This is a genomic window from Sphingopyxis sp. LC81, assembly GCF_000756375.1.
Lineage (GTDB): Bacteria > Pseudomonadota > Alphaproteobacteria > Sphingomonadales > Sphingomonadaceae > Sphingopyxis.
Map to the genome: position 1 here is coordinate 22,459 of NZ_JNFD01000029.1, position 22,830 is coordinate 45,288.

Genomic DNA, 22,830 nt, shown 5'->3' on the forward strand with positions numbered 1-22,830 from the left:
CGGCGGCATGGGCGCATAGGCTGCCGCCATGCACAAGCCGGCCCAATCCCCCCAACGGAGCCTGCCGGGCGACCGTGAGATGGTGGTCATGATGGCGATGGTCATGGCGCTCAATGCGCTCGCCATCGATTCGATGCTGCCCGCGCTGCCCGCGATCGGTCAGGCGCTGGGCGTCACGGTCGCGAATGATCGTCAGCATATCATCTCGATCTATCTGCTCGGCATCGGCTTCGGTTCGCTGCTGTACGGCCCGCTGTCGGACCGGTTCGGGCGCAAGGGCGTGCTCGTCCCCGCGCTGTTCGCCTATCTCGCGCTCGCGATCGGGTGCGGGCTGGCGACGAGTTTCGCGATGCTGCTCGTGCTGCGTTTCGTCCACGGGCTGGTCAGTGCTGCGCTCGGCGTCATCGTCGTCGCGGTGATCCGCGACCTGTTCGCGGGCGATGCGATGGCGAAACGGCTGTCGCTGATCTTCCTCGTCTTCATGATCGTGCCGATCATCGCGCCGACGATCGGCGCCGGGATCGCCGCGGTGGCGGGCTGGCGCGCGATCTTCGTCGTGCTGGCGGTGATGTCGATCGTGATGCTGTTCTGGCTGCGCCGCCTTCCCGAGACGCTCGACCCCGCCGACGTGCGGCCGCTCGATCTCAAGACGATGGTCGCCGGCTGGGCGACGGTCACACGGCATCGCCGCGCGGCGGGCTATATGATCGCGTCGGGGATGATGCAGGGCGCGCTCTATGGCTATCTCAACAGCAGCGAGCAGATCATCGCCGAAGTGTTCGGCGCGCAGGCGATGTTCCCGCTGATCTTCGCGTGCGTCGCGGTCGGCATTGCGATCGCCAATTTCTCCAACGCCGCGATCGTCGAGCGGTTCGGTGCGCGGCGCGTATCGCAGGCGGCGGTCTTCGCCTTCATGGCGACCTCGATCCTGCAGATCGTCGCGGCGCTGAGCGGGGTCGAGACGCTGTGGATGTTCACCGCGTTGATGATGGTCAATGTCGGCCTCGTCGGCTTTATCGGCAGCAACTTCGGGTCGATCGCGATGGAGGATTTCGGCCATATGGCCGGGGTCGCGTCGTCGTATCAGAGCTTTGCCAAGACTTTGCTCGCGGCGACCGTCGGCGCGACGATCGGCCAGCAATATGATGGCACGACGCTGCCGCTCGCCTATGCCTTCCTGATCAGCGCGGTGATCGGCCTCGCGCTCGTCTTCTGGGCCGAGCGCGGCAAGCTGTTCACGCGGCCGGGAACGGCGCCGAAAAGCCCTTATTGACGGCCATGTCGGCTTGAGGTCGATGACCGCCCGCTTAGGGGCGGGGCGCGGACGTTTCCGGCTTCGTCATCCCGGGCTTGACCCGGGACCCGCCTTCCTTCTTTCCAGCATCGCCGAAGACAAGGCAGGCCCCGGATCAAGTCCGGGGTGACGATGAAAGAGGGTCAGCTTCCGGTCGCTTTCGGACGCCTCTCTCCCGTGGGGACGGCCTCGCGACCGCCCCCAATCACCTCACGCGCCGAACGCGCCGTCGATCGTATGCATCGCGCCGGTGACGAAGCCCGCCTCGGGGCCCGCGAGCCAGGCCACCATGCCCGCGACCTCTTCGGGCCGCCCATGGCGCTTGATCGCCATGAAGCTGTGCATCAGCTCGCGCATCGGCCCGTCCTCGGGGTTGGCATCGGTGTCGATCGGACCCGGCTGCACGATGTTGATCGTGATCCCGCGCGGGCCGAAGTCGCGCGCCAGTCCGCGTGCCATGCCCTGCAACGCCGACTTGCTCAGCGCATAGGAGGCCATGCCGGGCACTGGCATGCGGTCGCCGTTGACCGACCCGATCACGATGATGCGGCCGCCTTCGGGCATCTGCCGCGCCGCCTCGACCGACGCATGATAGGGGGCGTTGACGTTGACGCGGATCAGCCGGTCGACCTCGTCGGGATCGAGGTCGAGCGCGTCGCCGAACAGCGCGAAGCCGGCGTTGACGACCAAAATGTCGAGCGGACCGCTCTCGCGCACCCGCGCGATCACCGCGTCGCGGTCGCCGCTGTCGGTCGGCACCGCGGTGGTGGCGGTCTCGGTCGCCAGCTGCTCGGCCTCCCCGCGCGAGCCGTTGTAGGTGAAGACGACCTTGGCGCCGTCGGCGGCGAAGCGGCGCACGATCGCCGCCCCGATCCCGCGGCTGCCACCGAGGACGAGAACGGATTTTCCTTGGAATTCGGACATTGGGAGATTCCTTGCTTATTAATATAGGGAGCACTACATAAAATCGCGAAAGCCATCGTCAAGGTATTTTGTAACAGTGACTACAAATAAACCCCGATCGCGCGGCCGCCCGCGGCGCTTCGATCCCGACGCCGCTGTCGTAACCGCGCAGCAGCTTTTCCACGCGCGCGGCTATGACGCGGTCAGCGTCGCCGACGTCACCGATGCGCTCGGCATCAATCCGCCCAGCTTCTACGCCGCCTTCGGCAGCAAGGCCGGCCTCTATCAACGCGTGCTCGACCATTGGACCGGCACCGCGGCCATCCCGCTCGCCGACATCCTGCGTCCTGACGTGCCTGTCGCCAAGGCTCTTGCGGCGATGCTGGAGGAAGCCGCGCGCCGCTATGCATCCGACCCGGCGGCGGGCGGCTGTCTCGTGCTCGAAGGTACGCGCTGCAACGACGAGGGCGCGCGCGAAGCCGCACGCGCGCTTAACCTCGGCGCCGAGGCGTTTATCCGCGACTATATCGCGGCCCGCCATCCCGAAGCCGCCGATGAAGTGGCCGATTTCGTCAGCACGACGATGTCCGGGCTTTCGGCGAAAGCGCGCGGCGGGCACGACTTGCCCCGCCTCCTTGCCACCGCCCGGCTCGCGGGCAGCGCGCTCGCGAAAACTCTGCCTGCCTGATCCCGCTTGTCGGATGCCCCCTTGCGAAGGCGCGCGGACGCGGCATAGTCCGCCTCCATGCGCAACCTAACCGCTCCGCTCGCCCTCGCCGCCGCCTTGCTCGCCGCCGCGCCCGTCCACGCCAAGCCCGCCGATACCGAGGCGGCGAAAAAGATATTGAAGGACAGCATCGCGATCCCGACCGTCGAGGGCCGCGGACAGGTGCCCAAGCTCGCCGCCTATTATGCCAGCGTGCTGAAAGCCGCGGGCTATGCCGACGCTGACATTGAGATCACGCCGATCGGTGAGACCGCGACCTTCGCCGCAACGCTGCACGGGACGACCAAGCAGAAGCCGATCGTGCTGCTCGGCCATATGGATGTCGTCGAGGCCGATCCCAAGGACTGGACACGCGACCCCTTCGTGCCGGTCGAGGAGAATGGCTATATTTTCGGCCGCGGGTCGGAGGACAATAAGTTCGACGTCTCGATGATGGTCGCGACGATGGCGCAGCTCAAGAAGGACGGCTTCAAGCCGAAGCGTTCGATCATTCTTTTGTTGTCGGGCGACGAGGAAACCTCGATGACCACGACGCGCGCGCTCGCCGCGAAATATAAGGGCGCCGAATTCGCGCTCAACGGCGACGGTGGTGGCGGGACGATCGGCGAGGACGGCAAACCCAAATATTACGGGCTGCAGGCGGGCGAGAAGACCTATGCCGACTTCACGCTCGAAGTGACCAACCCCGGCGGGCACAGCTCGCGTCCCACGGGCAGCAATGCGATCGTCCAGCTGTCGGCGGCGCTCGCCAAGGTCGGCGCCTATCGCTTCACGCCGCAGCAGAATGAGCTGACCAAGGTCGGCATGCCGATCGTCGCCGACCAGGTCGGCGGCGATATCGGCGCGGCGCTGAAGGCCTTCGCGGCGAACCCGGCCGACGCCAAGGCGATCGCCGCGATCCGCGCCGAGCCCGAATATGTCGGCCAGATCGGCACCACCTGCGTCCCGACGCTGGTCAAGGGCGGTCACGCCGAAAATGCGCTTCCCCAAAGGGCGACGGCGAACATCAACTGCCGCATCTTTCCCGGGGTGCCGGTCGAAACGGTGCGCGCCGAGCTCGAAAAGGCCATCGCCGACCCCGCGATCAAGGTGAACACCGATCCCGACGCGAGCGCGAGCGATGCTTCGCCGCTGCGCCCCGACGTCGTGGCGGCGGTGACGAAGGCGGTGCGCGCGCGCGCGCCGGGGCTGCCGATCATCCCGTCGATGAGCGCGGGCGCGACCGACAGCTATCATTTCCGCATTCAGGGCGTCCCGAGCTACGGCGTCGCGGGCCTCTTTTCGAAGGCGAGCGACAGCTACGCGCACGGGCTCAACGAGCGCGTGCCCGTGGACGCGATCACCCCGGCGCTCGCGCATTGGGACAGCCTGCTGCGCGACCTGTCGAAATAGAAGGCGGCGCTACGCCGACAAGCCGAACTCCGGCGCCGCGCGTAACCGCGCGGCGTCGCGCAGTGGCGGTACGCCGAAGGTCCGGCTGTAATCACGGTTGAACTGTGATGGGCTTTCGTACCCGACCTGAAAGCCCGCGCTCGCCGCGTCCATCGCCTCCGACACCATCAGCCGCCGCGCTTCTAGCAGGCGCAGCCGGGTGCGGTACTGCAGTGGGCTGAAGCGCGTAACGCTCTTGAAATGCTCATGGAAGGACGACGGGCTCATCCCCGCCAGCCCCGCCAGATGGTCGACGCTGAACGCGCCGGCATAATGCTCCTTGATCCAGGCCACCGCGCGGCTGATCTGGTGCAGCCGCGTGTCGGCGGTGGCGATATGGCGCAGCATCGCGCCCTGCGATCCGGTCAGCAGCCGGTACAATATCTCGCGTTCGACCAGCGGCGCCAGCGCAGCAATGTCGTCCGGCGTATCGAGCAGCCGCAGCAGGCGGAGCGCGGCGTCGAGCAGGCCCGCGTCGGTATCGCCGACCGCGATCGACGGGGCATGGTCGCTGCGCGGCACGCGCGCATCGTGCGCCAGCAGCAGTTCGCTAAGCACCGCGACGTCGAGGTCCAGCTTCAGGCACAGATAGGGATTCTCGATGCTGGCATCGACGATCATGCCGCTCACCGGCAGGTCGACCGACACCACCAGAAACTGCGCGCTGTCGTAGATGAAGCTGGCGTCGCCCAGCAGCACCCGCTTGCGCCCGCTGACTGCCAGGCAGAGCGACGGTTCGTACACGACCGGCATCGGGTTGCTCGGTTCGGAGCTGCGGACAAGCGAAACGCGTGGCAGCGCGCAGGCGTGAATCCCCTCGGTGGGCCGGTGTCGAAGCAACAGTGACTGCATTTCCTCAAGTGTCGTCATTGCGACGGTCTTGCAGTCTTGCCGTGCCCGGACAAGCGCAAAGCGCGGCGTCCGGAGTATCGTGCAATCATCGCGGAGGTGCGTTCTACCGCTTCCTGTCCGAAACGGTCCAAAACGGGTCAGCGGACGGCACAGGGCCGCCCGGCTTCGATGGAGACGATCATGACCCCCACCACCGACAAAGTCATCCTGATCACCGGCGCGAGCAGCGGCATCGGCGCCGCGACCGCGCGCGAGCTCGCCGCCACCGGCGCGAAACTTATTCTCGGCGCCCGCCGTACCGATCGGCTCGAAGCGCTCGCCGCAGAGATCGCCGCCGCGGGCGGCGCAGCCGAGTTTCGTGCGCTCGACGTCACCAGCCGCGACGACATGCAGGCGTTCGTCGATCACGCGGTCACTCGCTTCGGCCGCGTCGATGTGCTCGTGAACAATGCCGGCATCATGCCGCTGTCGCCGCTCGCCGCGCTCGAAACGCAGAATTGGGATGCGATGATTGACGTCAACATCCGTGGTGTCCTGAACGGCATTGCGGCCGCGCTCCCCCGTTTCATCGCGCAGCGTTCGGGCCATTTCATCAATGTCGCCTCGCTCGGCGCGCATTATGTCGTGCCCACCGGCGCGGTCTATTGCGCCACCAAATTTGCGGTCTGGGCGATCACCGACGGCATCCGGCAGGAGCATCAGGACGTCCGCGCGACGATCATTTCGCCCGGTGTTGTCGAATCCGAACTCGGCCATGACATCACCGATCCCGACAGTGCGGCGGCCATGGCCGAATTTCGCAGCATTGCCATCACGCCCGACGCGATCGCCCGCGCGATCCGTTTCGCGGTCGAACAGCCCGAGGATGTCGACGTCAGCGAGATCATCGTCCGCCCGGTGAAGGGCAGCTTTTGATACCCCGTTGGCGGCGTTGCTAATCGAGCAGCGCCGCCACGGCCTTTTCGACCATCGCCGCCGCCGCTTCGGCCCCGAAGCTGGCGGCGTCGAGCGACAGTTCGAGCCACAGCCCGTCGACCATCGCGGTGAGCATGATCGCCAGCCGATCGGCGTCAGCTGCGCCACACGCGATCAGCAATTCGCAAAGCCGGGCGCGATAGCCCGCGTAACTTGTCGCGTGGATTGCCGCCATGCGCGTGTCGCTGCGCGCGAGTGCCCAAAAGGCGGTCCAGGCGCCGAGCAGTTCGGGATCGGTCACCGGCGGGCGAAAGCTGGCGGTCAGATAGGCGTTGAGCCGCTCACGCGGGTTGGCACCGGCGCCGTCCACCGCGCCCGCGAAAATTGCGTCCATCCGGTCGCTTGTCGCCTCGTAAGTTGCCGCCACCAGATCGTCGATGCCGCCGAAATAATGGCGCAGCAGCCCCGGCGACACCCCCGCCTTCGCGCAGATCGCGCGGACGTTCGTTCCCGCCAGCCCCTGTTCGGCGAGCACCGCCGCGGTCGCCTCGATCAGGTCCGCCCGGCGGGCATCGGCGCTTTCGCGCGTAAAGGCTTGGCGAACGGCGGTCATCTTGTTATACATATGTACAACAAGGAACGAGACATGGCAACTGCACCCCTTCGCGATTCGAATCTCGACCCGCTCGACGGTTGGTCGCTGCCCGCCTGGACGTACAGCGATCCCGATTTCTATGCCGCTGAAATGGAGCGGATATTCCGTCCGAGCTGGCAGGTCGTCTGCCACGACAGCGACATTCCGAACGTCGGCGACTGGCACAGCATCGACTATTGCGGAGAGAGCGTGATTCTGGTGCGCGGCACCGATCGCGATGTGCGCGCCTTCACCAATGTCTGCCGCCATCGCGGCTCGCGGCTTGTCGACGGCGCGGTCGGCTGCGCGAAAAAGCTCGTCTGCCCCTACCATGCCTGGACCTACGAACTCGACGGCCGGCTGACCGGCGTGCCCGATTCGGCGAGCTATCCGACGCTCGACAAGGGCAAGGCGGGGCTCGTCCCCGTCGGGCTCGAACAATGGCGCGGTTTCTGGTTCGTCCGTCTCGAAGACGATGGCGGCCCGTCGGTCGCGAGCATGATGGCGCCCTATGAGGCGCAGGTCGCGCCCTACCGCTTCGAGGAACTCGGCGCGCTCGGCCGCGTCACGCTGCGTCCGCGCGACGTGAACTGGAAAAATGTCGGCGACAATTATTCGGACGGCCTCCACATCCCCGTCGCGCATCCCGGCCTCACGCGCCTGTTCGGCAAAAGCTATGGTGTCGAGGCCGAGGACAATGTCGACCGCATGTGGGGCGATTTGATCGATCGGCCGTCGGTGAACTGGTCCGAGCGCATGTATCAACGCTTGTTGCCGCCGGTGCCGCATCTTCCGCAAGCGAACCAGCGCCACTGGCTCTATTTCAAGCTTTGGCCGAACGTCGCGTTCGACATCTATCCCGACCAGGTCGATTTCATGCAGTGGCTCCCGACCGGGCCGACGACGTGCCTGATCCGCGAGATTTCCTACGTGCTCCCCGACGAGCGCCGCGAAATGAAGGCCGCGCGCTATCTGAACTGGCGCATCAACCGCCAGGTCAACGCCGAGGACACCGAGCTGATCACGCGCGTCCAGCAGGGGATGCAGTCGAAAAGCTTCACCATGGGCCCGCTCAGCGACAAGGAAGTGTGCCTCAAGCATTTCTGCTCGCGGATGCGCGACCTGATCCCCGAGGCGCGGTTGGAGTGCGCGCCCGCGCCGGGCTGGAGCCGATAAATCCCCCTCCCGCTTGCGGGAGGGGCTAGGGGAGGGTCTGTTTCCCTTCCGGTCAATTGTCAGCGGGACAGGCCCTCCCCCGGGGCCCTCCCGCAAGCGGGAGGGGAGAATGAAGAGCGACCTTCCAGTCATCATCGTCGGCGGCGGTCCCGCGGGTATGGTCGCGGGCCTGTTGCTCGCGCGCGCCGGGGTTTCCATCACCATTCTCGAAAAGCACGCCGACTTCCTCCGCGATTTCCGCGGCGACACCGTGCACCCCTCGACGCTCGAGCTGTTCCACGAAATCGGGCTGCTCGAAGAGCTGCTGAAAGAGCCGCACGCCGCGATCGACACGATGATGCTCAACCTGCTCGGCGGGCGCTATACGATCGCGACGATGAAGCATCTGCCCGTCGCGGCGCGCTTCGTCGCGATGATGCCGCAATGGGATCTGCTCGATTTCATTGCCGGGCAGGGCCGAAAATATCCGACCTTCGATCTGCGCATGTCGACCGAGGCGACCGGGCTGACCTATGATGCCGCAAACCGCGTCAGCGGGGTAACGCTCGCGACCGGAGAGGCTTTGCCCGCCCGGCTCGTCATCGCTGCCGACGGGCGCCGTTCGGTGCTCCGCGACGCGGCCGAACTGCCGCTCGAGGACCTCGGCGCGCCGATGGACGTGCTGTGGTTCCGCATTCCCGTTCCCGCAGGAATGGATATGTCCGAAGTTGCGCTCGGCACGATCGACAAGGGCGGCATGGTCGTCGCCATCCCGCGCGGCGATTATTGGCAATGTGCGCAGATCATCGAAAAGGGCGGCTTTGCCCCGATCGAGGCGCGCGGCATCGCGGCGTTTCGCGACCGGATCGTCGATATTGCGCCTGGCCTCGCTGCCGGAATCGATGCGATCCGGAGTTTCGACGACGTCAAACTGCTCTCGGTCGCGCTCGACCGGCTGACGCGCTGGTCGCGTCCCGGCCTGCTCGCGATCGGCGATGCCGCGCACGCGATGTCGCCCGTCGGCGGCGTCGGGATCAACCTTGCGGTGCAGGATGCCGTCGCGGCGGCGAACATCCTCGCCGCGCCGCTCGCGGCTGGCGCCGATCCCGATCCGCTGCTCGCCAGGGTGCAGGAACGCCGCTGGAAACCGACGACGCGGATGCAGGGGCTCCAGCGTTTCGCACACCAGAATATCATCGAACCGATGCTCCGAGGCGAAATCACGCGCGTTCCGTTCGCCGTCCGCCTGCTCAACCATATTCCGCTGCTGCGCCGGATTCCCGGCCGCGTTCTCGGCCTCGGCTTCGGCCGCCAGCATGTCCAATCCCCGCTTGCGAAAGACTTCCAATGACCAAAGCCTATGACGCCCTGATTATCGGCGCCGGCCACAACGGCCTCGTCTGCGCCTTCTATCTCGCCAAGGCGGGGCTGAAGGTGCGCATCGTCGAGGCGCGCGACGTCGTCGGCGGCGCCGCGGTGACCGAGGAGTTCGCACCGGGTTTCCGCAATTCGGTCGCAAGCTACACGGTCAGCCTCCTCCAGCCGAAAGTCATCGCTGACATGAAGCTCGCCGATCATGGTTACCGCGTGATCGAGCGGCCGATCAGCAATTTCCTGCCGCAGGAGGATGGTGGCTATCTGAAGCTCGGCGGCGGGCTTGAGCGCACGCAAAAGGAATTTGCGCGCTTCTCGGCGCATGACGCCGCGCGTCTGCCCGAATATTATGACATGCTCGAGGGGGTGGCCGACGTGCTGCGCGACCTCGCATTGAAATCGCCGCCCAACGTCGGCGACGGCTTCAAGACACTGCTCGACGCGGCGCGGCAGGGTCGTGGTCTCACCAAACTCAGCCTGTCGCAGCAGCGCGACGTGCTCGAACTCTTCACCAAATCGGCGCGCACCTTCCTCGACAGCTGGTTCGAAAGCGAGGCGGTCAAGGCGGCCTTCGGCTTTGACGCGGTCGTCGGAAATTACGCCAGCCCCGATACGCCGGGCAGCGCCTACGTCCTGCTCCACCACGTCTTCGGCGAGGTGAATGGCAAGAAGGGTGCGTGGGGCCACAGCGTCGGCGGCATGGGCGCGATCACGCAGATGATGGCGAAGGTCTGCACCCAGCTCGGCGTCGAGATCAGCCTCGAAAGCCCGGTCGACAAGGTTCTCGTCGACGGCGGCAAGGCGGTCGGCGTCAAGCTGGTCAGCGGCGAGGAAATCGCCGCGGCGCGCGTGATCGCGAACGTTGGGCCCAAGCTGCTCTACGAACGGATGTTCGACGAAGGCGATATCGCGCCCGAGTTCCGGCGCCGGATCAAGGCGTTCAAGGCGGGCAGCGGCACCTTCCGCATGAACGTTGCACTCAGCGAGCTGCCGAAATTCACCTGTCTGCCCGAACCGGGCGAGCATCATCAGTCGGGCATCATCATCGCCCCGACGCTCGACTATATGGACAAAGCTTTCCTCGACGCGAAGCAATATGGCTGGTCGAAGAAGCCGATCGTCGAAATGCTCATCCCCTCGACCGTCGACGACAGCCTTGCGCCGCCGGGCCAGCATGTCGCCAGCCTCTTCTGCCAGCAATTCGCGCCCGAACTTCCGGACGGGCGCGACTGGGATGCCGAGGAGGACAAGGCCGCCGATACGATCATCGATACGGTCGAGGCTTATGCTCCCGGATTCCGCGCCTCGATCGTCGGGCGCCAGATCCTCAGCCCCAAAGGGCTCGAACGCAAATTCGGGCTGGTCGGCGGCGACATCATGCACGGCAATATGAGCCTCGACCAGTTGTGGTCGGCGCGCCCCGTGCTCGGCAACGGCGCCTATCGCGGGCCGGTAAAAGGGCTCTATATGTGCGGTGCGGGGACGCATCCGGGCGGCGGTGTCACCGGCGCGCCGGGGCATAATGCCGCCGCAGTCATCCTACGCGACCGGGGCCTCTTCGCTCCCCGATGGCGTTGAGCCGCGCGTCCACCAGTAAAGCGGCAGCCCCGCCGCCATCAGGATCAGGCTCATCGCGCTGACGTTCAGCCCGGCACCCCAGAGCGTCCAGACCGAATAGGCGAGGCCGATCAGCGCAACCGGTATCGCGACGCGCAGCCGCAGCGCCGCGGCGGCGCAGGAGAGGTAGAGCCACAGCGTTACCGAGGTCGACAGGATCGCCATGAAGGTGAACATCTCGGCGGTCGATTTGTTGCTGTTCAGGACGACGCACGCCGTCGCGAGGGTGCTTGCGATCAGCAGTGCGGCAACGGGCGTGCCGTGACGGTTGGTGCGCGCGAACCACGCGGGAAACAGGCCCTGGCGCGCGAGCGTTGCCGGCAGTTCGGCCTGGATCAGCGTGAAGCCGTTCAAGGCCCCGATCGCGCTGATCGCGGCGAAGGCGGCGATGAACAACGCCGGCCCGTGCCCCCAATAGGTTTCGGCGAACAGGGCGAACGGCGCGTCGGACGTGGCGACCGCGTCCGCGGGCAACATCAGCGCGACCGCCGAACAGACGATCAGATAAAGGATGCCCGTCGCCAGCGTGCCGATGATCGTCGCACGCGGGATGGTGACGACCGGGTCCTTGACCTTGTCGGTCGCGACGCTTGCCGATTCGAAACCGAGCAGCGCCCATAAGGTGAGGATCGCCGATCCGCTGACCGCCGTCAGCGACAGTCCCTCGGCCGGAAAGGGCGTCGTGACGACGGGGGTCTCGCTACCGAACGCGATCGGTATCAGGACGATCACGGTCAGCAGCGGGATCAGCTTGATGAGCAGGGTCACGATCTGGAAGCGCCCCGCCGCCCGCGCACCGCGCCAGTTGATCGCGGTGACGATCCAGATCAGCGCGAGCGTCGAGAGCGCCATATGGTCGCCGAGCGCGGGCGCGAAGAGGCTGAGGAAGCTGACCGCGGCGACCGCGAGCGTGACATTGGCGGTCCACACCGACACCCAATAGGCCCAGCCGATCATGAAACTGGGAATGCGCCCAAAGGCGAGCTGGACGAAGGCGGTCGGCCCGCTCGCCTGCGGAAAGGCGACGGTCAGCCGCGCGAGAACCACCGCGAGCGCGAGCGCCCCGGCGATCGTGATCGCCCACCCCGCGACCCCGTTCCAGCCGAACGGCGCGAGGCTGGCGGGGAGCAGGAACACCCCCGATCCGATCATATTGCCCATGACGAGCGCGACGCACATCGAAAGGCCGAGCTTTTGGGCGGGCCTGACGCCTGCGGTCATCATCTCTGCCATGCGAAGCCGGTTCCCATCCTCTATCCCCGGTCGCGATCGAGCCGGGCGATACCGTCCGATCGGGGTCTGTTCGTCCATCCCCCGCGTGGGGGATAGAGCCGAGGGGACGGCGCGATGGCCTCGCGCCGTCCCCTCAATGGGCCGCTCAGAAGTCCTTGCTCACTTTGACCCCGATCAGGCGCGGGCGGATGACATTGTCGTAAAAGACCCCGCCGCCCGGGGTAAGGCCATCGCCGTCGCCGCACACCGTCTCGCCGCACTGGACCGCGCTGTTGATCACGCCGCGGCTGTCGAACAGGTTGGTCGCATAGATTTCGGCGTCCCAGCCTTTGCCCTTCACGCCAATGCTGAAATCGGCGGTCGTATAGGCTTTGAAATTGCCGACGATGTCATTTTCGAGCGTGCGAAGGTCGGACCGCCTTTTTCCGATATGGTTGACCGCGAACTGGACATGGCCATCCATCCCGCCGATCGGGAATTCATAGCGCGCGACGGCATTGCCCTTGAATTTCGCGGTGACCGGAAGGCGCGATCCCGACGGCGCGAGCAGGCTGTTGCCCGGCGTCGTGCAATCGAAATCGGCATTGGCGATCGCGCAGAAATCGCGGCGGATCGTCGCGTCATTATAGCTCGCACCCATGCCGAGCGAGAAACCGCCCGAGCGGTAACTGACGTCGGCCTCGATCCCGCGGATACGCGCGATGCCCGCGTTGCGGACTTCGCTGAGCCCATTGGCGCCGAGGAAGGAGAGCTGGATATTCTTCCAATCCTGCTGATAGGCCGCGCCGTTGAAACGAACCGGGCCAAAGCTGGTCTTCCACCCGAGCTCGTAATTGTCGAGCGTGTCGGAGCCATAGGGCGGCAAAGAACCACGCCGGTTGATGCCGCCGGGACGGAAGCCGCGCGACCAGGTCGCGTACATCATCACATCGTCGGTGAACTTGTACGTCAGGTTCAGCTTGTGGATGAAGTCGGTCTTCTTCGTCCGTTTGTCGAGGTTGGTGCACGGCGATCCGTCGACGACCGCCGGCCCCTGGCACGCATAGACCGGATTGCTGCTGTAACCCGGGTTGTTATAGCCGAAGAAGCCGACGAGGCTGTTGTCGAATTTGTAAAGGCGACCGCCGCCGGTCAGCGTCAATTTGTCGGTGATATCGAAGCTGAGCTCGCCGAACGCCGCATAGTCGCGGTCGACGCGCTGCTGCTTGGTCAGCCAGATATTGTCGACGGTGCCCGGCACCTGCAGATCGTCGGACAGATTGTCGATGATATAATGCTGCTCGATATTGTGCGACTGGCGCTGATAAAACAGCCCGCCGATGAAGCGGATGCGCGCGTCGGCGGGCGAGGCGACGCGGATTTCGCCGAAGTTCCGGCGATAGCGGTCGATGCCCTGGATATACTGGTTCGGGCTGATCTGGTCGCCGGCATTGTCGTAAAGATAAACCGCCGACCCAAAGAGCGCGTCGTAGAAATAGGCATAGTCCGAATAGTCGCTGTCGGTCAGCGTCTTGCGGCGGAGGTGCCCGCCGGTCACCGTCAGGTCCCAATTGCCGATCTTGCCCTCGATCGTCAGCGCCGCCTGTATCCACTTATCGTCGCTGCGTTCGGGATTATATTGCACCGTCTGCAGGCTGCGCGTCACCGCGGACGAGCGTTCCTGCGCAAAGCTGCCGTTCGCTTTCTGGATCTGTCCCATCAAGGTCGGGCGGATCGTCCAGTCGTCGTCGAGTTCGATGCCGAGCGCGAGGCGCGCGCCATAGGTGTCGACGGTGTTATAATCCTTTTCGACCAGATCGGCGTTGTTCTGCGTGATGTCGTCGCCGGGCAGGTTGATGACCGTGTCATTCTCGCCGTCGCCATCGGTATCGGTGTTCTGGCTGATCGGATAGACGCGCGTCCCTGCGATATTGTCGATATAGCCGGCGTCGTGGCGATACCAGCCGACGAGGCGCAGCGCCGCGCGATCGCTGATCCGGGCGTTGATGAAGCCCTCGGCCACGCCGCCGATGCCGCCGCGCGTCACGCTGTTGAGTTCGAGCCCCACCGAGCCATAGGTGCCGCTGGTGTCGGGCTTGTTGGTCACCAGCTTGATCGTGCCCGCCATCGAACTCGCGCCATAAAGCGTGCCCTGCGGCCCCGCGAGCGCTTCGACGCGCGCGAGGTCATAAGCGTGGATGTCGAGCGCGCCCTGGATGGTCGTGATCGGCATTTCGTCGAGGTAGGTGCCGACGGTCGGCAGCGAGGTCGAATGGTTGGCGTTTTCGCCCGACGCGACGCCGCGGAAATAGACCTGGCTGAACCCCGGCGCGAGCGTCTGGATCGTCACCGACGGCAGGAATTTGACGACGTCCTGGAATTCCTTGACCTGCAGCTCGTCGAGCCGTTCGGTCCCGATCGCGGTGATCGCGAGCGGCACGTCCTGCAGATTTTCTTCGCGCTTCGACGCGGTGACGACGATGTCGCGGTCGTCGTTGGTGTTGCTTTGCTGGGCCAGCGCGGTTCCCGACGTGCACAAGATCGTGCTGCCGAGCAGGAACGCGCCGCTTTTGGTCAATACTGCCGATAGTTTCCGCATGGAATCCCCCTCACATGACAGCCATGTGACGGAGCATGACGCACCGCCGCGCAAGCGCAAGCATTGTTGGCGGGGCGGTGCGGTCGTTGGTCGAAAATGTCGTCCGCTGTTGCTCAAAGGCAACGTTTTGTCGTGCGGGCCCTAACCGAAATCGGCGGGAATGGCGGGATAGGCGCCGAGGACGGGGCCGAGCGCCTGCTTCAGCGGATCGAGCCATTTTTCATAGGGTTGCCATTGCCCGACGCCGTCGCGATTGATCGGTTTGCGCACCTGTTCGCTCGACGCCGTGCGCACCGCGCGCGCGTTGGTGTGGAACGCCATGCAGGCGGCTTCGAAAGGCTGGTTCAGAAAGGCGAGCAGCGCACGCACTTCGGTTTCGGGGTCGTCGAGCAGCGCCTCGTGGATCACGCGGTGGACGTGGCCGGGCTGGACCGCGTCGATATGCGCCATCAGGCGGACATAGTCGCGGTAATAGCCGCCGACGTCGGCGAGCCCGTAGCTGAACGCCTGCCCCTTCGCATAATGCTGGCGAAAGTTCGAAAAACAGCAGTCGAGCGGGTGCCGCCGCGCGTCGACGATCTTCGCATTCGGCAGGATCAGGCGGATGAAGGCGGTGTAGAGCCAGTTGTTCGGCAGCTTGTCGATATAGAAGCGCTTGCCGGTCTTGCGCTGCACCGCGGTGCGCTGGAGGAAGGCCGCGCCGAGGTCTGCGAGCTGCGCGTTCGGCGTCTCGGCCAGCGCCTCGATCCAGCGGCGCCCATCGTCGTGCTTCTCACGGCCGAGGCCGAGCGCGAGCGCGGGGATATCGGGCAGCTCCATCGTGCCCTCGATCGCCGAATGGCTCGCGAGAATCTGTTCGATCAGCGTCGATCCGGCGCGCGGCATGCCGAGGATGAAGATCGGGTCGGGTGCGGGATCGCCCGCGTCGGCGCGCGCGGCGAAGAATTCGGGGGTGCAGGCGGCGATGATCGCATCGACCGCGGCGCTCGTTTCGGCGGCGCGATAGCCGAGCTGGGCGGAGCGGATCGCGTTGCCCGCGGCATAATGGCGAAACGCCGGGTCATGTTCGGCGGCATCGTCATACGCCTTGCCGAGCGCGAAATGCAGGTGCAGCCGGTCGTCGCCGCGCGCGTCGCCGTCGGGTTCGGCCGCAACCAGCGCAGCCTCCATCGCGGCGCGGTCCTCCGCGTCGAAGCGGATCGTCTTGAGGTTCGCGAGGCTCCACCAGATTTCGCCAAGCCCCGGATCGGCGGCCAGCGCGCGGCGATAGGCGGCGATGCTGTCGTCCTGCCGCCCGACGGTCTTGAGCATATGGCCATAGCTCATCCACAATTTGGCGTGATCGGGAAAGCGGCGCGTCAGTTCCTCGTAAAGCGCGAGCGCCTCGTCATAGCCGCCGATGCGGCCGAGCGCGGCGGCGCGGAGGTTCGCATGCGCGGGATTGTCGGGATCGTCGCCGAGGACGGCATCGAGCGTCTCGGCCGCATCGGCGAAGCGGTTCTGCTTGTAATAGACGGTCGCGAGATTGGCGCGCGCGGCGCCGAAACCGGGCGCAAGCTGCAGCGCGCGCGACAGCAGCTTCTCGGCATCGTCATATCGTCCGATACGCCCCGCGACCTCGGCGAGCATGCGGATCGCCGCGACATCGGTCGCATCTTCGCGGAGGCGCTGGCGCAGCGCCCCCTCGGCGTCGGGCAGCCGGTCCTCGGCGAGCGCGAGCGCGGCAGCGACCATCGCTTCGTCATGGATCGTCGCCCCGACCGCCGCGAGCGACGCGGCCTGCGCTTCCGCCTCGCGGTTCAGGGCGCGAAAGGCATGCGCGGCGAGGCGATGCGCCGCCGCCGACGTCGGGATCGCCTCGATGATCGCCTGCGCCTGCGCCAGCGCGGCACCGGGTTCGCCGCCCAGCAGGCGGCGGGCGTTGGCGAGCGCTTCATCGTGCGAGACGGTCGCCATGGTCGCGCCCCTCAGCTTTTCGCCGCGCGGGCTTTCGCGACGGCCTGCTTCAAAGCGTCGTAACCGATCTGACCCTGGAACAGCTGGTTGCCGACGATCCACGTCGGCGTGGCGTTGAGCTGCAACTGGGTCGCGATCGCGAGGTTGCTGTCGAGCTCGCGCTGGAACAGCGCCTCGTTCGCGGTTGCGTCGGCGGTGCCGTCGGTGACGACGCCGACCTTTTCAGCCGCGGCGGCGATCGCGGCCTTGTCGAGCGAAGACGCCGCGAACATCGCGTGGTGGAAGGCGTCATATTTGCCCTGCCGCGCCGCGGCGAGCGCCATGATCGCGGCATCGCGGCTTTGCGGTGCGATGATCGGCAGTTCGCGGAACACGACCTTCAGGCGCTTGTCCTCGCGGATCAGCCGGTCGACGTCGGGCACGCTCGCGCGGCAGAAACCGCACGCATAATCGGTGAACACCACCAGCGTCACATCGCCGTCGGCATTGCCCGCCCAGGCACCGGCATAAGGTTTTTCGAGCGCCGGGCGAATCGTGTCGATCGCCTTGGCGATTTCGCCATTGCGCTGCGCTTCGAGCGCCTCGGGAATGATCTGCGGGTTCGCCTTGATATAATCGGCGACAATGGTCTCAACCTCGCTCTTGCTCATCCCGCCGCCGAAGCGGCCGCCGAGCCAGAAGACGCTGGCGAGGAGCAATATGCCGCCGAGCGCCAAACCCCATGTGCGCGTTGAAACGCCGTCCATTTCCGTCCCCTTCACCTGCGGCAAGCTTTGCGCCGGGATCGCCCCGGTCTTTGCGGCATTTTTCACCGGCGACGCAATCGGCGAACGATCGTCGCCGTCCATCGCGTTCGCCGAATTGGCCGGCGCGGGCTTCGCTACTGCCGGAATTGCGGCGTCGCCCGCAAAGAGCGGCAGGTCGGGTGCGGCAGGCGCGTTCGCCTGCGCGGCGGCGGCTTCCTCGCGCGCGAGCAATTGTTCGAGCCCCGAGGGCGGCGGCGCCAGTTCCTCGCGCGGTGCGGGACGCAGCTTGCTTGCGGCATCGCCGATGCCGTCGCGAAGGCTTTCGCCGCCCGCCTTGGCGATGTCGACAACGCCCGCCTTGGTCTTGCCCGCGACTTCGCCGAGTCCGCGCCCGGCCTCGCTCGACAGCTTCCGGGCCTTGTCGCCGAGCGCCATCTTCTCCCACGCCTCGCCGCTCGCCTTGGCTGCGGCGCGGCCCGCCTGCGCCGATCCGCGCCCCGCCGCGCGTGCGGCGCGCATGGTGAGGGCACCGGTCTTTGCCGCGAGTTCGCGTGAGCGGCGCGGAATTTCCATCGCTTCGACGCGCGCGGGAATGTCGGCGCGGTCGCCGACGCGGATCGTCCAGTCGGCAAAGGCTTCGGCGCCGTCACGGATACGATCCCACAGGTTGGCCGCGCCGGCCTTGATCGCCTCGGGCTTCACCAGCGGATCGCGCGGTTTTTCGGGGGCGCTGTATCGCGTCAGGTCAATGCCGACGGGGGGCTCGTCCTTTGGCTTCGCCAATCCTTCGCCCGGCGCCGGCGCGCCGCCTGTCGGCGTCGGCGCGGGGTCGCGCAGCCAGGGCTGGTAATAATCGTCTTTTCTGTCAGTCACTTATCGCCCTCGAGCATCACGGAAATGCGACGCGTCGCCCCTGTCTTCACCCGAAACTAACGCCGTTTGCGCTCGCGTTCCACCTCGGCGCGAGCCACCAACGAAATATCCTGTGCACGGATCCAGTCGGGCGAGCCTTGGGGCAAACCCTGCATCGCCATTTCGGCATTACGCAGCGCGAGCCCCGACTGTCCACCCTCAAGACTGTAGCGTTCGGCCGAGGCGAGCGCGGCGCGCGCCTGATCGCCTTTGTTCGCATAGACGATACCGAGCTGATACCAGGCGAACGGGTTCTGGTTGTCGAGCGCGACGGCGGTTTTCAGCACCTCTTCGGCCTCGGCATAATTCGCCGGATCCTCGGTCGCGATCAGCGCATGGCCCAGCGTCGCGCTGATCAGCGGCTGCGACCGCGACAGGCTGACCGCCTTGCGCAGCGCGGGGATCGCTTCCTTGGGGCGGCCCGATTCGAGCAGCACCTGGCCCTCGAGTTCGAGGAAATAGGGATCGCTCGGGCTTGTCGCGAGCAGCCCTTCAACCTCGGTCAGCGCCTTTTGCGGATAGGCGCTTTTGTGCCAGGCATAGGCGCGGGCATAGCGCGCCGGAATGCTGCGGTTGCTTTCGGGGAATTTGCGCAGCGTCCGCTCGGGCTCGGCCATATAGCCCGACAGTTTCGCCTTGATGCGCTGGAAGCGCGCCTCGATTTTCGGATCGGCGGGCTTTTGCCATGCCGGATCGATGACATAGACTTCGCGCAGCGCCTGGATGCGATCGCCCGACATCGGGTGGGTGCGGCCGTAAGCCTGATCGTCGTCCTGCTTGACCCCGTAGCGGAATTCGAGGTTCTGCAGTTTCTTGAAAAAGGCGAGGCTGCCGCGGCCGCTGATCCCGGCCGTCGACAGATATTGCGCGCCCGCGGCGTCGGCGGTCGATTCCTGCACGCGCGAAAAGGCAAGGAACTTGCCGAGCGCGGCCTGCTGGCCCGCCATCATCACGCCCATGCCGGCCTCACCCGCGCCCGCCGCGATCGCCGCGGCGCCGAGCAACAGGCTGAGCAGCGAGATGCCCGTCGCGGTCTTGGCGCCTTCGTTGACGCGGATTGCGTGCCCGCCCATGACATGGCCGAGTTCGTGCGCGAGCACGCCCTGCACCTCTTCGGCGCTGTCGGCGGCCTCGATCAGCCCGCTGAACACATAGATGTCCTGGCTGCCGGCGACGAAGGCGTTGATGCTGCGGTCGCCGAGCAGATGCACGCGCACCTGCCCGGGTTTGAGCCCCGCGGCGACGAGCAGCGGGTCCATCATGTCCTGGAACAAAGCTTCGGTTTCGGCGTCGCGCAAGATCGACTGTGCCGCCGCCGGGCGCAGCGCGATGGCGAACATCGCAAGCAATGTCAGCGCGATACGGAAAAGGGAGCGCAGCCTGTGCGCCCCGAACGCGGGCTGCGGCGGGAAAGCGGGCATCCCCGCCTCTCTTGCGCCGCGCGCCTGAACCCCGAGTGAAGCCATGCGGGCTTATTGGGGGTCCGTGCGCGCGGACGCAAGGTCAGCTTGCTATTTCTGCGACAGGTAGCCGCCGATCGGGCGTCACCCGATCGGCTTGGACGATCAGTTGCCGAACGTGCGCTGCCACCAGCCGCGGCGCGGTTCGCCGTCGGGGCCCTCGCCCTCGCCGTCGGCCGCAACCGGTTCGACTTCGCCCGCGGTCGCGGGTTCGGCTGCTGCCTCGGCGGCAACGGCCTTTTTCGCGCGGCTCGCACGCTTCTTCGGTGCGGGCTTGGCGGGTTCGGCTTCTGCTTCAGCCGGAGCTTCGGCGGCGGGTACTTCGACCGCGGGCGCTTCGACGACCGGTGCCTCGGCGGCTTCCGCAGCCTCGGCTTCGGCGGCCGCGGCGGCCTTGGTCTTGCGCGGCGCGCGCTTGCGCTTCGGCTTTTCCTCGGCGACCGGCGCTTCTTCGGCAACCGGTTCGACGGCTTCGACCGTCTCTACCGGTGCGGTTTCCGCTTCGACCACGGCCTCATCGGCGGTCTCCACCGCATCGGCCTTCTTGCGGCCGCGTCCACCGCGGCGGCGGCGCGGCTTGGCTTCGGCTTCCTCGGCGTCCGCCTCGGGAGCGGCCTCGACGGGTTCGGCCGGCGCGGCTTCGCCTTCGTCGGCCTCGGCGCGGTCGCCTTCGCGATCCTCGCCGCCTTCGACACCTTCGGCGATTTCATTGCCCTCGTCGTCGCGGCGGCCGCGGCGGCCACGGCGGCGGCGGCGGCGGCGCTTGCGGCCTTCGCCGTCGGCATCGCCTTCCTCGCGGTCGCGCGCGCCTTCTTCGCGGTCACGCGAACGTGCAGGACGCTCTTCGGCCGCCTCTTCTTCGGCTTCTTCTTCCTCGTCCTCGGGATAATCGTCGTCGTCATCCTCGATCGGCGCGATCGGGGCGAAGCTGCGGCGCGCGATCGGCGGCGGGCCGCTGACCTCGACCGCCATGCGCGCGCCCTCGGTCTCGCCGTCGGGCAGGATTTCGACGGTGACGCCGTAAAGTTCCTCGATTTCGCGCAGTTCGCGGCGCTTTTCGTTCAGGAGGTAGAAGGTCGCTTCCTGGCTCGCGCGCAGGGTGATCTTGTTGCCCTTGCCGCGTGCGGCTTCCTCTTCGATCAGGCGCAGCGCGCTGAGGCCCGCCGACGAGGCGGTGCGGACGAGGCCGGTGCCTTCGCAATGCGGGCACGGACGCGTCGAGGCTTCGAGCACGCCGGTGCGCAGGCGCTGGCGGCTCATCTCCATCAGGCCAAAGCCCGAGATGCGGCCGACCTGGATGCGCGCGCGGTCGTTCTTCAGCGCGTCCTTCATCGCGCGCTCGACCTTACGGACGTTCGAGCCATGATCCATGTCGATGAAGTCGATCACGACCAGTCCGGCCATGTCGCGCAGCCGCAGCTGGCGGGCGATTTCGGCCGCTGCCTCAAGGTTGGTGCTGAGCGCGGTCTGCTCGATATTATGCTCGCGCGTCGACCGGCCCGAGTTGATGTCGATCGACACCAAAGCCTCGGTCGGGTTGATCACCAGATAACCGCCCGATTTCAGCTGGACGACGGGATTGAGCATCCCGGCGAGCTGATCCTCGACACCGTAGCGCTGATAGAGCGAGACCGGATCGGCATATTGCTTCACGCGCCGCGCGTGGCTCGGCATCAGCAGCTTCATGAACTGCTTGGCGGCCTTGTAGCCGTCGTCGCCCTCGACGAGCACTTCCTCGATGTCTTTATGATAGATGTCGCGGATCGCGCGCTTCACCAGGTCGCTGTCCGAATGGATCAGCGCCGGTGCCGAGCTGCCGAGCGTATTTTCGCGAATCTCGTCCCACAGGCGCGCGAGATAGTCGAAGTCGCGCTTGATCTCGACCTTGGTGCGGCTCATCCCCGCGGTGCGGACGATGCAGCCCATCGTCGGCGGCAGCGCGAGCTCGTCGATCATCGCCTTCAATTTGCGGCGATCGGCGCCGTTCGAAATCTTGCGGCTGATCCCGCCACCATGCATCGTGTTCGGCATCAGCACGCAATAGCGGCCGGCGAGCGACAGATAGGTGGTGAGCGCGGCGCCCTTGTTGCCGCGTTCTTCCTTGACGACCTGGACCAGCATCACCTGACGGCGACGGATGACGTCCTGGATCTTGTAGCGGCGGCGCAGCGACATGCGGTTTTCGCCGTCCTCGTCGTCGCCCCGGCGGCTGCGGCCACGGCCGCCCTTGCGGTTGTTGCCGCGTCCGCGCCCACGACCCCGGCGATCGCCGCGGCCTTCCTTGCCTTCTTCCGATCCTTCGGCGCCCTCTTCGGCGTCGCCATTCTCGGCATCGCCATTGTCGTCGCGGTCATCATGGTCGTCATGCTCGTCGCGGTCGTCGTCGCGATCGGCGCGGCTGTCGCCATTGTCGTCCTCGTCGTGATATTCGACGTCGGCGACATCGCCTTCGAGCTCGTCGAGGTCTTCCTCGGCGCGCTGCGCGGCGGCTGCGGCGTGCTCGGCCTCTTCGCGCAGCAGCGCGTCGCGGTCTTCTTTCGGAATCTGGTAATAATCGGGATGGATTTCGCTGAACGCGAGGAAGCCGTGGCGATTGCCGCCATATTCGACGAACGCCGCCTGCAGCGACGGTTCGACGCGGGTAACCTTGGCCAGATAGATATTGCCCTTGAGCTGCTTGTGCTCGGCGGACTCGAAATCAAACTCCTCGATTCGGTTTCCCTTGGTGACGGCGACCCGGGTTTCTTCCCGGTGCCGCGCGTCGATCAACATGCGCGTGGTCATTAGATACACTCCAAGCGCGCCTTAGCGCGCCATCAAAAAATCCCGCGAACCTGCCCGAGGGCGGGCCGCGGCGGATACGGGTGAAAAGAAAAAAGACGTTATTGCCGAAAGGAGCCTGCGTCCGGTCCTGGACGCGCATGCGGTCTTCAAATCCGGCGACGGCCGGGGCGAAAGCGCCCGCGTCGGGATCAGAAGAGGGCATGGCAAGCCTCATGCGGCATCAACCTGTTACGGGAGGAGCGGGCGGGCAGGAGGAGCG

The 22,830-nt window shown here is 66.2% G+C and carries 16 protein-coding genes; 7 read left to right on the forward strand and 9 right to left on the reverse strand.

Annotated elements, in window-relative coordinates:
• Positions 1-28: 28 nt before the first annotated feature.
• Entirely contained in the window at positions 29-1,273 is a 1,245-nt protein-coding gene (locus FG91_RS14620; protein ID WP_037516242.1) for a multidrug effflux MFS transporter, read from the forward strand.
• Between the two features lie 231 nt (positions 1,274-1,504).
• On the opposite strand, the gene bdcA is transcribed toward FG91_RS14620, so the two are convergent.
• Entirely contained in the window at positions 1,505-2,218 is a 714-nt protein-coding gene (bdcA, locus tag FG91_RS14625; protein ID WP_037516244.1) for an SDR family oxidoreductase, read from the reverse strand.
• 76 nt (positions 2,219-2,294) lie between these two features.
• Here bdcA and FG91_RS14630 point away from each other — a divergent pair, with 76 nt between their 5' ends.
• Complete coding sequence (locus tag FG91_RS14630; protein ID WP_037516246.1) at positions 2,295-2,885, forward strand: TetR/AcrR family transcriptional regulator; 591 nt, start codon at positions 2,295-2,297, stop codon at positions 2,883-2,885.
• A 57-nt stretch (positions 2,886-2,942) separates the two neighbouring features.
• A complete protein-coding gene (locus FG91_RS14635) occupies positions 2,943-4,316 on the forward strand; it encodes a M20/M25/M40 family metallo-hydrolase (RefSeq protein ID WP_037516248.1) in 1,374 nt (457 codons plus the stop codon).
• A gap of 9 nt (positions 4,317-4,325) precedes the next feature.
• Here FG91_RS14635 and FG91_RS14640 read toward each other — a convergent pair whose 3' ends face one another.
• Positions 4,326-5,225: an AraC family transcriptional regulator gene (locus FG91_RS14640; RefSeq protein ID WP_037516251.1), complete on the reverse strand. Its 900-nt coding sequence runs from the start codon at positions 5,223-5,225 to the stop codon at positions 4,326-4,328.
• Between the two features lie 162 nt (positions 5,226-5,387).
• Between FG91_RS14640 and FG91_RS14645 the strand changes: the two genes are divergently transcribed.
• Entirely contained in the window at positions 5,388-6,122 is a 735-nt protein-coding gene (locus FG91_RS14645) for an SDR family oxidoreductase (protein WP_037516289.1), read from the forward strand.
• A 19-nt stretch (positions 6,123-6,141) separates the two neighbouring features.
• On the opposite strand, the gene FG91_RS14650 is transcribed toward FG91_RS14645, so the two are convergent.
• Positions 6,142-6,735 carry a TetR/AcrR family transcriptional regulator gene (locus tag FG91_RS14650; protein ID WP_235212054.1) on the reverse strand — a complete coding sequence of 198 codons (594 nt, stop codon included), beginning with the start codon at positions 6,733-6,735 and terminating at the stop codon, positions 6,142-6,144.
• 33 nt (positions 6,736-6,768) lie between these two features.
• Here FG91_RS14650 and FG91_RS14655 point away from each other — a divergent pair, with 33 nt between their 5' ends.
• From FG91_RS14655 to FG91_RS14665, 3 genes are all read left to right on the forward strand, one after another.
• Positions 6,769-7,932, forward strand: a complete 1,164-nt coding sequence (locus tag FG91_RS14655) for an aromatic ring-hydroxylating oxygenase subunit alpha (protein WP_037516254.1) — start codon at positions 6,769-6,771, stop codon at positions 7,930-7,932.
• Between the two features lie 109 nt (positions 7,933-8,041).
• Positions 8,042-9,262, forward strand: coding sequence for an FAD-dependent oxidoreductase (locus tag FG91_RS14660; RefSeq protein ID WP_037516256.1), 1,221 nt, complete (start codon positions 8,042-8,044; stop codon positions 9,260-9,262).
• Positions 9,259-10,863, forward strand: a complete 1,605-nt coding sequence (locus tag FG91_RS14665) for a phytoene desaturase family protein (protein WP_037516258.1) — start codon at positions 9,259-9,261, stop codon at positions 10,861-10,863. The genes FG91_RS14660 and FG91_RS14665 overlap by 4 nt, the downstream gene beginning before the upstream one ends.
• Here the strand turns inward: FG91_RS14665 and FG91_RS14670 are convergent.
• From FG91_RS14670 to FG91_RS14695, 6 genes are all read right to left on the reverse strand, one after another.
• Entirely contained in the window at positions 10,825-12,135 is a 1,311-nt protein-coding gene (locus FG91_RS14670) for an amino acid permease (RefSeq protein WP_037516266.1), read from the reverse strand. The genes FG91_RS14665 and FG91_RS14670 overlap by 39 nt on opposite strands.
• Before the next feature lie 145 nt (positions 12,136-12,280).
• Positions 12,281-14,713, reverse strand: a complete 2,433-nt coding sequence (locus FG91_RS14675) for a TonB-dependent receptor (RefSeq protein ID WP_037516268.1) — start codon at positions 14,711-14,713, stop codon at positions 12,281-12,283.
• A gap of 141 nt (positions 14,714-14,854) precedes the next feature.
• Positions 14,855-16,669 carry a tetratricopeptide repeat-containing sulfotransferase family protein gene (locus tag FG91_RS14680; protein WP_037516270.1) on the reverse strand — a complete coding sequence of 605 codons (1,815 nt, stop codon included), beginning with the start codon at positions 16,667-16,669 and terminating at the stop codon, positions 14,855-14,857.
• An 11-nt stretch (positions 16,670-16,680) separates the two neighbouring features.
• A complete protein-coding gene (locus tag FG91_RS21075; protein WP_052187636.1) occupies positions 16,681-18,288 on the reverse strand; it encodes a DsbA family protein in 1,608 nt (535 codons plus the stop codon).
• 56 nt (positions 18,289-18,344) lie between these two features.
• Positions 18,345-19,748 carry a M48 family metalloprotease gene (locus FG91_RS14690; RefSeq protein ID WP_052187637.1) on the reverse strand — a complete coding sequence of 468 codons (1,404 nt, stop codon included), beginning with the start codon at positions 19,746-19,748 and terminating at the stop codon, positions 18,345-18,347.
• A 144-nt stretch (positions 19,749-19,892) separates the two neighbouring features.
• The gene (locus FG91_RS14695; RefSeq protein ID WP_037516295.1) at positions 19,893-22,571 is read right to left on the reverse strand and encodes an Rne/Rng family ribonuclease; all 2,679 of its coding nucleotides are present in this window, start codon (positions 22,569-22,571) and stop codon (positions 19,893-19,895) included.
• Positions 22,572-22,830 lie beyond the last annotated feature (259 nt).